General features: G+C 63.9%; 15 protein-coding genes. 5 read left to right on the top strand and 10 right to left on the bottom strand.

Going from position 1 to position 13,656, the window contains the following annotated elements; translation table 11 throughout:
• The first annotated feature begins 124 nt into the window (after window positions 1–124).
• Both SPYCW_RS09480 and SPYCW_RS09475 read left to right on the top strand, forming a co-directional pair.
• The gene (locus SPYCW_RS09480) at window positions 125–538 is read left to right on the top strand and encodes a hypothetical protein (RefSeq protein ID WP_120218221.1); all 414 of its coding nucleotides are present in this window, start codon (window positions 125–127) and stop codon (window positions 536–538) included.
• A gap of 58 nt (window positions 539–596) precedes the next feature.
• Window positions 597–1,598, top strand: coding sequence for a fumarylacetoacetate hydrolase family protein (locus SPYCW_RS09475; RefSeq protein WP_120216584.1), 1,002 nt, complete (start codon window positions 597–599; stop codon window positions 1,596–1,598).
• 59 nt (window positions 1,599–1,657) lie between these two features.
• On the opposite strand, the gene SPYCW_RS09470 is transcribed toward SPYCW_RS09475, so the two are convergent.
• The 7 genes from SPYCW_RS09470 to SPYCW_RS09440 form a co-directional block, all read right to left on the bottom strand.
• Complete coding sequence (locus SPYCW_RS09470) at window positions 1,658–2,635, bottom strand: type II secretion system F family protein (RefSeq protein ID WP_120218220.1); 978 nt, start codon at window positions 2,633–2,635, stop codon at window positions 1,658–1,660.
• A gap of 70 nt (window positions 2,636–2,705) precedes the next feature.
• Window positions 2,706–3,674, bottom strand: a complete 969-nt coding sequence (locus SPYCW_RS09465; protein WP_120216583.1) for a type II secretion system F family protein — start codon at window positions 3,672–3,674, stop codon at window positions 2,706–2,708.
• Between the two features lie 56 nt (window positions 3,675–3,730).
• Window positions 3,731–5,005 (bottom strand): pilus assembly protein CpaE, encoded by a 1,275-nt coding sequence (locus tag SPYCW_RS09460; protein ID WP_120216582.1) that lies wholly within the window; start codon window positions 5,003–5,005, stop codon window positions 3,731–3,733.
• Window positions 5,002–5,646, bottom strand: a complete 645-nt coding sequence (locus tag SPYCW_RS09455) for a CpaD family pilus assembly protein (RefSeq protein WP_120216581.1) — start codon at window positions 5,644–5,646, stop codon at window positions 5,002–5,004. The genes SPYCW_RS09460 and SPYCW_RS09455 overlap by 4 nt, the downstream gene beginning before the upstream one ends.
• 25 nt (window positions 5,647–5,671) lie before the next feature.
• The gene (locus tag SPYCW_RS09450; protein ID WP_443029429.1) at window positions 5,672–7,204 is read right to left on the bottom strand and encodes a type II and III secretion system protein family protein; all 1,533 of its coding nucleotides are present in this window, start codon (window positions 7,202–7,204) and stop codon (window positions 5,672–5,674) included.
• A gap of 34 nt (window positions 7,205–7,238) precedes the next feature.
• Complete coding sequence (gene cpaB, locus SPYCW_RS09445; RefSeq protein ID WP_120216579.1) at window positions 7,239–8,276, bottom strand: Flp pilus assembly protein CpaB; 1,038 nt, start codon at window positions 8,274–8,276, stop codon at window positions 7,239–7,241.
• Window positions 8,277–8,330: 54 nt separating this feature from the next.
• On the bottom strand, window positions 8,331–8,813 hold the full coding sequence (locus SPYCW_RS09440; RefSeq protein ID WP_120216578.1) for an A24 family peptidase: 483 nt from the start codon (window positions 8,811–8,813) through the stop codon (window positions 8,331–8,333).
• A gap of 96 nt (window positions 8,814–8,909) precedes the next feature.
• Here SPYCW_RS09440 and SPYCW_RS09435 point away from each other — a divergent pair, with 96 nt between their 5' ends.
• Window positions 8,910–10,040, top strand: coding sequence for an NAD(P)/FAD-dependent oxidoreductase (locus SPYCW_RS09435; RefSeq protein WP_120218219.1), 1,131 nt, complete (start codon window positions 8,910–8,912; stop codon window positions 10,038–10,040).
• Window positions 10,041–10,130: 90 nt separating this feature from the next.
• Entirely contained in the window at window positions 10,131–10,307 is a 177-nt protein-coding gene (locus SPYCW_RS09430; protein WP_120216577.1) for a YegP family protein, read from the top strand.
• A gap of 17 nt (window positions 10,308–10,324) precedes the next feature.
• Here SPYCW_RS09430 and rnhA read toward each other — a convergent pair whose 3' ends face one another.
• Genes rnhA through ispH form a run of 3 tightly spaced genes read right to left on the bottom strand, consistent with a single transcriptional unit; the run spans window position 10,325 to window position 12,728 of the window.
• Window positions 10,325–10,783 carry a ribonuclease HI gene (rnhA, locus tag SPYCW_RS09425; RefSeq protein ID WP_120216576.1) on the bottom strand — a complete coding sequence of 153 codons (459 nt, stop codon included), beginning with the start codon at window positions 10,781–10,783 and terminating at the stop codon, window positions 10,325–10,327.
• On the bottom strand, window positions 10,780–11,742 hold the full coding sequence (gene thrB / locus SPYCW_RS09420) for a homoserine kinase (protein ID WP_120216575.1): 963 nt from the start codon (window positions 11,740–11,742) through the stop codon (window positions 10,780–10,782). The genes rnhA and thrB overlap by 4 nt, the downstream gene beginning before the upstream one ends.
• Window positions 11,742–12,728 carry a 4-hydroxy-3-methylbut-2-enyl diphosphate reductase gene (gene ispH / locus SPYCW_RS09415; RefSeq protein WP_120216574.1) on the bottom strand — a complete coding sequence of 329 codons (987 nt, stop codon included), beginning with the start codon at window positions 12,726–12,728 and terminating at the stop codon, window positions 11,742–11,744. The genes thrB and ispH overlap by 1 nt, the downstream gene beginning before the upstream one ends.
• Window positions 12,729–12,888: 160 nt before the next feature.
• On the opposite strand from ispH, the gene SPYCW_RS09410 reads away from it, so the two are divergent.
• Window positions 12,889–13,560: a hypothetical protein gene (locus tag SPYCW_RS09410; RefSeq protein ID WP_120216573.1), complete on the top strand. Its 672-nt coding sequence runs from the start codon at window positions 12,889–12,891 to the stop codon at window positions 13,558–13,560.
• Window positions 13,561–13,656 lie beyond the last annotated feature (96 nt).

Genomic DNA, 13,656 nt, shown 5'->3' with positions numbered 1-13,656 from the left:
GGGGCAGGCGCAAGGCCGTTTGCGGGTGTTAACGCTTCGGCGGCGGATGTCCCAAACCGGGATGCAGGCGGTCGTGCGCGGTGTTTTGCTTTTCCTTGCGTCGTCATTGGGTTATGCGCGGCGCATGGATAATCGCGAAATTCCAACCGAGAACGCCGCCAGCCCCGACGACGCCATTCCCTCACGGCGGCGTATGTTGGCGCTTGGCGCAGTGGGCGTGTCGGCGGCGCTGACGATCCGTCCCGCCTTTGCACAGACAGCGGTATCGGTGATGAATTGCCAGATACCTGTGCCGGGTCCGGGCGGCGCGGGTCAATTGATCGATGCGCAGGGCAAGCTGGTGCCGCCGGGCACCAAGGGAGCGTTTCCGGGCGCCCTGCGGCCCTTCACGGGCGAAGAAGTGAAACGCGCATTCCGGGGCCAGACGCTCCCCGGTACGACCTATAATCAGTCGCAAGCGTATCTGCAGTACATCCGGCGCTTGCAGGCGGGGCAGAGCGGCTTTACCTGTTTCGCGTCGATCACGACGTCGCGCTGATTTTCGCTCTTTCGCGGGCGACGTCGGTTCAGCCGCGTCGCCAGCCAAAGGAGTTTTCGTGAAATTAGCTTCGCTCAAGCACGGCCGTGACGGCCGTCTCGTTGTCGTTTCGGACGATCTGGCCTGGTATGCCGACGCTGGTCAGATCGCGGCGACAATGCAGGCGGCGCTCGATAATTGGGCCTATGCGGCGCCGCGGCTGGCGGCGCTGGCAGAAGACCTGAATCACGACGCGATTCCCAAGGAGCGATTTCACGAGCGCGATGCGGCATCGCCATTGCCGCGCGCTTATCAATGGGCCGACGGTAGCGCCTATGTGAACCATGTCGCGCTGGTCCGGCAGGCGCGCGGCGCCGAAATGCCCGACAGCTTCTGGCACGATCCGCTGATGTATCAGGGGGGCAGCGATGCGTTTCTGGCGCCGCGCGATCCGATCCCGCTCGCCGACCCGGCCTGGGGCTGCGATATGGAGGCCGAAGTCGTCGTTGTGACGGGCGACGTCCCGGCGGGCATCGACGCGGTTGCGGCGCGCGACAAGATTTTGCTGGTCGGGCTGACCAACGACGTGTCGCTGCGCGGGTTGATCCCGGGCGAACTCGCCAAGGGGTTCGGCTTTTTCCAGTCGAAGCCGTCGAGCGCGATGTCGCCGGTGTTCGTGACGCCCGAGGCGCTGGGCGCGCGCTGGCAGGACGGCAAGTTGCATGGCACGCTGTGCGTTGACCTCAACGGACAACCGCTGGGCCGCGCCGACGCCGGCGTCGACATGACCTTTGATTTCGGGGCGTTGATCGCCCATGCGGCCAAGACGCGCGATCTGGGCGCGGGGACGATCATCGGGTCGGGGACGGTATCCAATCGCGACGCCGATGGCGGCCCCGGCAAGCCGATCGCCGAGGGCGGTCTGGGTTATAGCTGTCTGGCCGAGGTGCGGACGGTGGAGACGATCCAGCAAGGCGAACCCAAGACGCCGTTCATGCAAAAGGGCGACACGGTCCGGATCTGGATGGACGACGAACGCCACCACAGCATCTTTGGCGCAATCGAACAGCAGGTTGCCTGAATGAAAAAGGGGCGGGATTGATCCCGCCCCTTGTTTCCTATGGGTGAACCGCCGCTGGATCAGCCGAAGCTGCCGCCCGACATGGCATCGCTGAGCGAACAGGCCGCCGGGCCCAGAATGACGATGAACAAAACCGGCAGAATGAACAGGATCAGCGGCACCGTCATGATCGCCGGCAGGCGTGCGGCCTTTTCCTCGGCGCGCATCATGCGTTCATTACGAAACTCTGCCGACAGCACGCGCAGCGCACTGGCGAGCGGCGTACCATATTTTTCGGTCTGGATCATGGTCGTGACCACGCCCTTCACCGACTCCAGATTGACGCGATAGGCCAGATTTTCGAACGCTTGGCGGCGCTCGGTCAGAAAGCCCAACTCGATCGAGGTCAGCGCAAACTCCTCGCCGAGTTCGGGATAGGCCCGGCCCAATTCCTTTGATACCCGCGAGAAGGCAGAGTCGACGGTCAAACCGGCTTCGGCGCAGATCACCAGGAGGTCGAGCGCGTCGGGAAGCCCCTTGCGGATGGCGTCGGTTCGCTTGGTCCGCTTGTTCTGGACGAACAGGTCGGGTGCCTTGTAGCCGAGGATCAGCGCCGCCATCGTCGCGCCCGAGCGTTTGATCGGCGTCAGATCGGGCCACATGTCGAGGCCGTAGATCAGAAACGCGGCAAGGCCGCCAAACACGATCGGCAGCACCAGGCGGCCGAAAATCACCGCCACCGCCAAATCCTTTGACCGGATCCCGGCTTGCGCCAGCTTTTGCTGAACCTCTTTGACCTGGCCTTCCTGCAGCACCTGAAGCTTGCCCAGGAAGGTTCGCATTTTGTCTGCATGCTGGTTCTTGCGAACCAGCTTGGCACGTCGTTTCGCGGTCGATGCCGTGATCCCCGCCTTCAGCTGTTCGCGGCGGTCGTTGAGTGCCTTGACGCGCTTGGTCATCGGATTGCGCACCGTCAGCGCGCCATAAATGGCGAACAGGACGGCAAAGACGCCGACCGCGGCAAGCATGGTACCGGCCCAGATCACGTCGACGCCCATCAGCGTCGGCCCGGTCTGGGCGCCAGTGAAGGTGGTGAGAAGGAGGCTGCTGTTCACTGGTTCCGCCCCTTCAGATTTCGAAACTGATCATTTTGGCCATGATCCCGGCACCGATGCTCATCCAGATCAGACCACCGATGCCGGTGATGATCAGCCGCTGCTCATAGAAAAAGCCTGCGAGATAGGTGGGATTCATCGACCACACGACGCCAAAGACGAAGAAGGGCAAAGCGCCGACGATGTAGGCCGATGCCTTGGCTTCCGATGACATGGCCCGGATCTTGAGCTTCATCTGGGCGCGCTTGCGCAGCACATCCGACAGGTTGGACAGCGTTTCGGCGAGGTTGCCGCCCGTCTCGCGCTGAATCTGGATGGTGATGCAGAAGAACTGAAACTCGGGTGTCCCCAGCATCACAGCCGATTCCTGCAATGCGGCTTCCATCGTGTTGCCGATACGGATGCGTTCGACAATGCCCTTGAATTCCTCACCCACCGGACCGGGGAGCTCCTGACTCACCACCTGAAAGGTTTCGGTGACCGGCAAGCCGGACCGCAGGCCGCGGACGAGCAAGTCGATCGCATCGGGAAAGCGGGCGTTGAACTGGGCGACACGCTTCTTGATCGCGCGCCCGACGATCAGATACGGGAGGCCAAGGCTCAACAGCAAGCCGATGAGACCGGCCATGGTGATCGGCGCGCGCATGGCCAGCATGCCGCCGGTAACGACGACAAAAAGGCCCATCGAGGCGAACATATATTGGGTGAGCGTCCATCCCTTGCCGGTGCGGCGAAGGCGCTTTTCCATCTCTTCGCGGCGCGGCATCAGGCTGGCCAGCGTTGCGTTGCCCTGGACACCCGACTGGATCGTCTTGCGCATCTGAGCCGCCACGACCGCCTCGGTCGAGGCGGCATGACGGTCCTTGACCATCGCCAGTCGGCGCGTCTTGGCTTTGCCGGCCGAAGGCCCGCCGAGCAGGACGACGAGTAGGGCAAAGGCCAGCACGGCCCCGGCGATGATAAGGATGACTGGCAGATTCATGTCAGCAGATGTCCGCTTCTATCGCTTTTGGTGGTGAAGGTCCCTCTGGCGGACCGTCATGCCGCCTGCTTCGCGCCCTTTTTCGTCATCAACCCGAGCTTGCCGAGCAACGAACCGCCCGACTTGCCCTTGGCCGTTGCGGCCTGCGCCTCTTCGGCCTCGACATCGGCGCCGTCGAGGATCAGGCGCATCAGATTACTCCACACCTGCGCGGCTTTGGTGCCCTTGCAAACTTCGGCATAGGATTTGCCAAGCTTCGCCGACTGGCAGACCAGTTTCGGGTCGAACGGGATCACCACGTCGATCTGGCGTTCGATCGAGGATTCAAATTCCTTGCGCGACAGTTCACCGACGGCGCTTTGGAACTTGTTGGCGACCAGCACGACGCGGGCGCCGGGCACATTCTGTTTGAACCAGGACAGCATGCGAATGGTATCGCGCGCGGCGGCCAGCGTGACGTCGGTCACCAGCAGGATCGTTCCGGCCTCCGCCACCAGATGGGGGAAGGGGATCAGCACCTGGCGCGGAATGTCGACGATCGTCATTTCGAACGCACCGCGCAATTCTTCTTCCAACTGGAAAAAGGCAGATCCGTCGGTCATTACCGGCTGATGGATCGGCGCCTCGGCCGACAGCAGGCTGAGCTTGTCCGACGCCCGCACCATCGCGCGTTCGATGAACAGGCCGTCGATGCGGCTCGGATTGTCGATTGCGTCGATCAGGCCGCGACCCGGTTCCAGGTCGAGCGTCAACGCGCCGGTACCGAAATGGACGTCGAGGTCGAGCAGCGCCGTTTGGCGGCTCGCCTGTTCGCTCATCGCCCAAGCGAGCGAGGTCGAGACAAGCGAAGCGCCGACGCCGCCACGCACCCCGACCACCGCCATCATGTGATGCGGTTTGTCGTCCTGCATATCGGCATGTTTCGGCGCGGTTAGCATCGCCTGCGCCATGGTCAGCGATTCGCGAACCTGTTCCAGCGACAACGGTTTGAGCAGATAATCCTGGATACCGCTCGACAACAGGTCGCGGTAGAGCCGGACGTCGTTGACCTGCCCCGCCGCAATCACAACGGTGCCGGGTTCGCAGACCTCGGCCAGCGCGTTGATGTCGTTGATAGGGTCACCCGATTCCGACATGTCGACGAACAGGATGTTCGGGCTGGCGGACACCGACAGCGACTGGACCGCGTTGCGCAGACCGCCCTTGTTACATTTCTCGATCGGCCAGCCCATGTCGTTGGCGGCGGCGCGGATCAGCTCAAGCGTATCGTCGTCGCACACGAAGGCGCTGAACGGGTCACGCAAGCCCGCGGATTTGAACGGCGCGTTCACTGGCCACCTCCTTCGTTGGTCTTTTCACCGCGCAGTTCGCCGGCCCCTGTTGGCGGCTTCTCACGGAAGGTCTTGATCGCGCGCGTCGCCATTGACGGATCGTTGCCGTCGCTGCGCGCGCCCTTGATCAAATCATTGGGGTCGGCGACCATCGCCGCGAGGTTGCTGTTCGTCGCGCAGCCATAGTTGGCCGACGTCGCATTGGCGGTGTTGATCGACGACTTGCTGGACCAATCCGGGCAGCCGGGGACGAAGGCCGACGCGCGGGTGATGATCACGCGCAAATGGCCCTGCGGCACTGCACCCGTGGTTACCGGAACAACGTCGCTCACCAGCAGGCCGCGACGCGCGACCATCGACCGCACAGTCGCTTGCGCCGATGTCGCGCCATAGACCGACGGGTCCTCGATCGAGATGCGGTCGCCGTAACGCACGCCCATCGCGTCGAACCAACCTTGCAGTCGGCTCTGCTCGCTGGGTGCCAGCTCTCCGCTGGAAGCGGCGACGTCAAACTGATGGATGGCGTTGCGCACGACCGGCTGATGCACCGAATCAAGGCTGCGGTTGCTGTAGGCGGTACCGGTGCATCCCGCGAGCGATGCGCTCAGTGCCAGGACCGTCCAAGTTGCAATTTTTTTCATCACTTTGCTCCTGAAATCCTGGACATCACTTGATGCTGAAGCCGGGGGCGGCGTCGGCGCTGCTCCCGCGCGGGCGATCCGCGTCGCCGACGCTCGTGTCGAGTCGCGGCTTCGGACGATCGCCGCCCGTCACGCCGTCACCGGTCTGATTGAGCAGGATCCGCTGCAGATCGTTCGCGTCCTGATAGGCGTCGGTCGGCAGCTTGATGTCGTTCGCCGACACCGGCTGGACCAGATAGGGCGTCACGACGATAACCAGTTCGGTCTCGCCACGCCGGAAACTGTCCGATTTGAACAACATGCCGAGCAGCGGCACGTCGCCAAGACCGGGCATCTTGTCGATGGCGCCGATCGACCGGTTGTTCATCAGGCCGGCGATCATGAAGCTTTCACCCGACCCCAGTTCGACCGTCGTTTCGGCCCGGCGAACCGTCAGGGCCGGAACCTGGAAACCGTCGAGCTCGATGGCGCCTTCGGTCGAAAGCTCGGATACTTCGGGGCGAACGCGCAGGCTGATACGACCGTTCGACAGCACCGTCGGCGTATAGGCCAGGCTCACGCCATATTTGCGATATTCGATCGTCGTCCCGGCAAGGTTGCCGGGGATCGGAACCGGGAATTCGCCGCCCGCCAGGAAGTCGGCGGTTTCGCCCGAGATCGCGGTCAGATTGGGCTGCGCCAAGGTGGCGACCAGCCCCGATCGTTCACCGATGTCGAGCGACGCCATCAGGTCGAGGCCGAACAGGCGACCGGCGCCGGCCAGGCTGCGTCGACCCGACGGCTGGGTAAATTGATAGTTGGTGCCCAGCGTCGTCCGACCGTTGGTGAGCGGCAGGCCAGTGGCCGGGTCATAGGGGCGAGGAACCGGGCTGCCCGGAAAGACAGCGGTGGGCGCCGGAATGTCGGTGATCGTGCCAGGGCTGCGACCGCCAAAGATCCCGCCAAGGAAACCGTTGCCCAGCGCACCGTCGGTGTCGCGGGTCAGCAGATTTCCGCTCATTTCCTTGACCAAAGTGCGGTTCACTTCGGCGATGCGGACCTGCAGATTGACCTGCAGCGGCGTTGCCGTGCGCAGACGCGACAACACTTTCGTACCCTCGCCGACAAATGCCTGAACCAGCATTTCGGCTTCGGCCGCGTCGTCGGGCGACTGGACGGTGCCGGTTAGCAGCACAAAGCCGTTCATCGTATTCGCCGAGATGCTCGCGTCGGGCATTGCCAGCGACAGCATCTGATCGATCGTTTCGATATTGTTGCCGACGCGGGCGACGGTCGAGAACACAACGCGGCCGTTGGCATCGGTGGCATAAATGCTGGTTTCACCCGGCTTTTTGCCAAAGATGTAAAGCTGGCGCCCCGAACGGACCTGGACGTCGGCGACTTCGTCATTGGCGACGAAGATGTCGGTCATGGCAGCCGGAAGGCTGATCAGGCGGCCACGGCCCACCGACAGGTCGATGCTGCTGCTGGCGTTCTGGGTTGCCTGAGCCGCCACCGGCTGTACCGGCGCGGAAACCAGCGTCGCTGTGACCAGGCCAATGGCCAGGGTGCGAGCCATGGCCGCTGCCTTGAAATTGGGTTTGCTGTTCATCTTACTTACCCCCAACCGAAACTTCGGTCACTTTGTCACCGCGCGTCACGCGAACCACCGGTCCACTGCGCGCCGCCGGCCCATAATTGCCGCCTGAAGGTGCCGGCATTCCGGCTGCCTGCTGCTGCGGACGCGATCCGCCGCCGCCGACACGGCCGCTGACCGGGATCCAGAAGCGCGATACATCGCCGCCGGTTGTCGCGGTTTTCGCGGTAACCGGGCGGGCCTGGGCCTGCGCCAGCATGCGGCGTTCTGCTTCGCTGCCGCCCTTTGCTGGGACGCTGATGTCGCCCGAGGCGATCGCGGCTTCGAGTTCGCCGCTGCTTTCGGCCAGCGGACGCAGCGCGAGCGACAATTTGCCCATGCTCTGCGCAACCGCGATGCGTTCGGCGAGTTCCGGAGTGGCTTCCAGCGTAACCGAGCCAAAGGTGCGAACCGGCGTCTTGCCCGTTTCGTCTTCGGCATCGTAGCGCTGGTCGGTCGCAAGCACGCAGACATTACGCACGATCGTTTCGGCGGTGAAAATCTGATCGTCAGGATAGGCACTGCCTTCCTTGACCTCGATCGTCTGTGCTAGCAGCACGTCGACGCGGTCACCCGGGAAGACGAAACCGGCGACGCCCTGTTCCTGGCTGACCTTGACCGTCACGGCGCGCATGCCGGGGCCGAGCGCCGCAGCAAGGAAGCCGCGATCGTCAGGATGGACCAGCGCGCCTTGGGTCAAGGGCTGGCCCGCGGTGATCGGATAGCGCACGACGGTGCCGACCAACGTGTTCACGTCGGTCTTTTCCTTCATGAAATACGCCTTTTCGACCAGCTCTTTCGGCCAGGGCTGGAAACGAAAGCTGTCGGGGCCGATGATCGTGCCGACCGGCAGCTGCCGTGTTGCGACCAGGATCATCGGACCGGTAATCTCCGGCGCCGCAGCGGCCCGAGCTTCCGGAGCCGAAGCCCCGCGCATCATCTGGTTGACCCCGAATGCCGCGCCGATCGCAATGACCAGCGCGCCAACGATCAGCATAATCTTTCGCGTATCCATGACGATTTTTCGCCTCCTAACACCAGCCAGACACGGCGGTGTTTGCCCTCAGGCTCAACCGATAGCCTGAAACTGGTTAAGATATTGTTGGTGAAGCGCCCAAAGCCCGGCGGCGGCGATCGCGACCCCATAGGGCACCTCGACCGGCGTTTCGGACCGACGAATTTTCATATGAATCAACATGACGGCGGACAGGATGCCGCCGCCCACGGCCATGACCGTGAGCATCGGCAGGAACAGCGGCAGCGGGATCCACAGCATCACCGCGCCGATCATCTTCACATCGCCGCCGCCCATCGCGCCGATCGCAAAGAGTCCGGCAAAAACCAGGAAGACCGCAAAGGCCGCACCGAACTGAACGGGCATGTCGGGCCACAGCGCGAGGCCGCTGGCAATCCAGAAAGGGATCGCGAGCAGGGCGATTGCCGCGTTGAGCTCGTTGGAAATTGTCCGCGATCGCAGGTCGCTGATCGCCGCAGCGATCATCAAAAGGCCTAATATGGCCATCAGGCCAAGGGAGATAGTGCCGCTGTCCATCGGCGGCCTCCTACGCAATATGGCTTACCAAACGGTAACCATGCACTGCCGACGGCGCGGCTTGCATTCCGTGGGCCAATGGATATGCGGCGGGGCATGACCGCCGCGCTGCCTTCTGCCATCGACGTGCTGATCGTCGGCGCGGGCATCGCGGGTGCCAGTCTGGCCGCGGCGCTCGCGCCGTGGCGCCGGGTGATGCTGATCGAGGCGGAAGATACGCCGGGTTACCACGCCACTGGCCGATCGGCGGCTTTCTGGCACGAAACCTATGGCGGGGCGCACGTTCAGCCGCTGTCCATCGCGTCCTTCGATACGCTAGCGCACCCGGCGCCCGACTTTTCCGAACGCGCCTTTCTTTCGCCGCGCTCGGCGCTGACCATCGGCCGTCGGTCCGAAGCGACGGCCGTCGATGCCTTTGCGGCCAAATTTGAGGCCAGGGGCGTCGATGTCGTGCGGATAGGCCCCACAGACATAGCCCGGCACATCCCCGGCGTTCGCGCCGATTGGAGCGAAGCGGCCTATGAGGCGGCGTGCAGCGATATCGACGTTGGCGCGCTTCACGCCGCCTATCTGCGGGCGGCCAAGCGAGATGGAGCGCTTCTCGCGATCCGAGCACCGCTGGAATCGGCACGGCGGACCGCCGACGGCTGGGAAGTCCGGGTGAGGGGGGAGACCATCCATGCGGCGCTGATCGTCAATGCCGCGGGAGCTTGGGCGGACCGCGTTGCGGCGGCGTGCGGGGTCGCGCCGGTCGGCATCCGTCCCTATCGCCGCACCGTTGTCCAGCTGCGGTTTGGGGTGGCTGTGCCTGCCGAACTGCCGCTGATCGTTCACGTCGGCGGCGATTTCTATTTCAAGGGCGAGAGCGAAGGGCGGGTGTGGCTCAGCCCGCATGATGAAACGCCGGTCGAGCCGCATGATGCGGCGCCCGAAGACTTCGATGTGGCGATCGCGATCGATCGCTTGCAGGCCGTCGTCGATTGGCCGGTTGCTGCCGTCGAACGCAAATGGGCGGGGCTGCGCAGCTTTGCGCCCGACCGTGTTCCGGTGTTCGGCGCCGATCCGCACCAGCCCGGTTTTATCTGGTGCGCGGGGCAGGGCGGCGTCGGGATCCAGACCTCGCCCGCGGTTGCGGCGCTGCTGGCGGCCGAGCTCGGGGCGCCGCCACCGGCAGGCATGATCGGGGACGTCGATCCGTTGCCTTTCGCGCCATCGCGCTTCGCCTGATATCAATCTGGCGGCTTGCGCGCCGCCTCCGTCTGCTTACCATAGGCTTGTCGCGTCACCGTGGCGCGCCAACGACCTGCGGAGGATCCGATGGCCCATTATTTCGAGATCAAGAAGAACAAGGCGGGCGAGCATGTCGCCTATTTCAAATATAACAGCGAAACGATTTTCTGGACCGAAGGCTATTCCAGCAAGGCGTCGGCGCTCAACGCCATCGAATCGATCAAGAAAAACGGACCGGGCGCGGAGATACGCGAAGCCGAATAGAGCGACGGCGCGGGCGTTCAGCGCGCCCGCGCTACCTCGAGTGCCGCGTCGCTGGCGAGCTGATCAGCGATTTCATTGTCGCCATGCCCGGCGTGGCCCTTGACCCACAGCCATTCGATGTCGTGCCGCTTGGCTTCGGCCAGCAAGCGCTGCCATAGGTCGGCATTGGCCACGGGCTTTTTGGCAGCGGTTTTCCAGCCGTTTTTCTGCCAGCCATAGATCCATTTAGTGATGCCGTCGCGCACATAGACGCTGTCGGTCGACAGTTCGACTTTGCAGCGTCGTTTGAGCGCCGCCAGCGCCTCGATCGCCGCAAGCAACTCCATGCGATTGTTCGTGGTATCGGGCTCGCCGCCCGATAGCTTTTTGACCACATCGCCCCAGCGCAAAACCGCGCCCCAGCCGCCCGGACCGGGATTGCCCTTGCATGCACCATCGGTGGCGACGATCACCGTCTTTGTCCGTTCGTCGCTCATGCGGCGGCAAACAGGCTGGCAGCATCGGCGGCGCGATAGCGCAGCAGGCGGGCGAGGAAGGGTGAGGGATCCTTGCGGGTAACCAGCGCGTCCTCTGGCGTATGCACCCAGTCGTGCGCGCGCGTCAGCAGGAACCGCAGCGCGGCGCCGCGCGCCAGCTTCGGCAATGCGGCACGCTCGGCGTCGGTCAAAGTAATTTCGCGCGCGTAGCCGCGCATCAGCGCCCCCGCGAGCGCGGCATCGCACGTCCTGCCATCGGCGGAAAAGGTCCATGCTGCATGGGTGATCACCAAATCATAGGCGCGAAAGTCGGTGGCGGCGAAATAGAAGTCGATCAGCCCCGACACCCGGTCGTCGAGCATCAGGACATTGTCGGGAAACAGGTCGGCGTGAATGACATGGGCAGGCAGGTCGGCGGGCCAATGCGCATCCACGAAGGCGAGTTCCGCATCGACGATCGCCTGCAAGCCCGGGCGTACCGCGTCGAGGTTTCCGGTCGCGTCGGCGACACCGCGCCAATGTCGGTGGCCCATGCTGTTGTCGCGAGCGCCGTCATATCCAGCGAGCGCGCGGTGCATCGCGCCGAGTGCGGCGCCCGCCGCCTCGCACTGCGCCGCGCTGGGATGAGTAAGCGATATGCCCGACAAAAACTGGATAATGCATGCGGAACGGCCCGAAATCTGCTGGACGGCGACGCCGCTGCGATCGCGGATCATTGCCGGCACTGGCGAGCCGCTGGTTGCTAGATGGTCGAGCAGGTCGACAAAGAACGGCAGGTCGCCCGCGCTGACGCGCTTTTCGTAAAGCGTCAGGATGAACCGGCCCGCGGTCGTTTCGAGCAGGAAATTGCTGTTTTCGACCCCCTCGGCAATGCCTTTGCACGACAGGACGCTGCCGATGTCGTAGCGTGCGACGAGCGCGGCTAGGTCGTCAGGGTCGACGTGGGTATAGACCGCCATCAGGCGGAAGCCGGTTCGAGACCGCGCGGCAGTTTGAACACCATAGTTTCTTCTGCGGTGACGACCACATCTTCCACGATTCGTCGGTGCGCCGCGACGGCGTCGATGACTTCGCGGACGAGGGTCTCGGGCGCGCTGGCGCCCGCGGTGACGCCCAGCGTCGAGATATTGGTAAGCCAGTCGGGATCGACGTCGGTGCCGCGTTGCACTAAATGCGCGGGGGTTCCCATCCGTTGCGCAACTTCAACGAGGCGCAGGCTGTTCGAGCTGTTCGGCGCGCCGATCACGATCATCCGGTCGCAATCACCGGCAATGGCCTTGACCGCGTCCTGCCGGTTCGACGTCGCGTAGCAAATATCCTCGCCGCGCGGCCCTGAAATCGACGGGAAACGGTGCTGCAAGGCGGCGATGATGTCGCGGGTGTCGTCCACTGACAGTGTGGTCTGGGTCAAAAATGCCAGCCTATCGGGGTCGGGCGGTGTCAGCGCGGCGACATCATCGACCGATTCGACCAATGTCATCGCGCCATCGGGCAATTGGCCCAGCGTGCCGATGACCTCGGGATGACCGGCGTGGCCGACAAAGACGATGTGGCGGCCCGCTTCGTGTGCGCGCTCGGCCTGCCTATGGACCTTCGACACCAGCGGGCAGGTCGCATCGATATAATCGAGCCCACGCATTTCCGCCTTCGCGGGGACCGCTTTGGGTACGCCATGGGCGCTGAAAACGACGGGTACACCATCGGGAACCTGATCGAGCGATTCGACAAAAATTGCGCCTTGCGCCTTCAGCGTGTCGACGACGTAGCGGTTGTGAACGATTTCGTGCCGGACATAGACCGGTGCGCCAAAACGCTCGAGCGCGAGTTCGACGATGCGGATGGCGCGATCGACGCCGGCGCAAAAGCCGCGCGGCGCGGCGATCAAAACCCTGAGTTCTGCGGTTTCGTCGCAGTTCGGGCGCGGGGTCGGATGGGGAGCGTTCATGGTGGAGGCGCTCTAGCGCAGCAGGCCATATAGCGTAAAGCGGCTTCACACCGTTGCGCCGCGTTCATCGCACCGATAAGAAGCGGCGCGCATGAAGCGGGATCAACCATCCCGACTGACTTGAACTGGTTAGTGCGCCTGTTTGGAAAGCCCGATTATCATGATCTCCATTTCGTTCCCGTCGCGTAAACTTCTGACCGTGCTGTGTGGCACGGCGGCCATGGCGACGGTCGGGGGCTGTGCGAAGGACAATGACATCGACGTGTCGGGCGGCGTCGGCATCACCGCTACCCGCAGCGCGTGCCCTGCGGTCGCTGTCCCGCTGCACACCGGCGACATCACGCTGTTCGATCCGGCGACCAGCCGCGATGCGAGCGCGATCGACGTGGTTGCCGCGATCACCAATGTGACGCCAGTATGCAACGACGCGAGCGAGAAGGTCTATCAACTTGCCAGTTTCGATGTCGTCGCCACGCGCCGCGATGCCGGTCCGGCGCGTTCGGTAACCCTGCCTTATTACGGCACCGTGTTGCAGGGCGGCACGGCGGTCGTTGCCAAGCGTCTCGGCAATGTCGTGGTGACTTTTCCCGAGGGACAGACCCGCGGCACGGGCCGCGGGCAGGCGTCGGCTTATGTCGACCGCGCTGCCGCGACGCTCCCCGCCGATATTCAGGAACGCATCACGCGCCGCCGCAAGGCAGGCGACCAGGATGCCGCGATCGATCCGCTGAGCCAGCCCGAGGTGCGCGCCGCGGTACAGCGTGCCAGCTTTGAACTGCTCATCGGTTTCCAGCTGACGCAGGAACAGCTCGAATATAACGTCCGACGATAGTTTCGCGGCGGCGCTTCGGCGTTGTTCGCAACCGTTTGCCCTGCGCGCCGTTCCGGTGACGCAGGGCTTTTCGCGTGCGCCAAGCTGCGATAGGGC

It is taken from the genome of Sphingopyxis sp. EG6 (assembly GCF_003609815.1).
In the GTDB taxonomy this organism is placed as follows: domain Bacteria; phylum Pseudomonadota; class Alphaproteobacteria; order Sphingomonadales; family Sphingomonadaceae; genus Sphingopyxis.
This window is presented reverse-complemented; position numbering and strand designations above follow the sequence as displayed.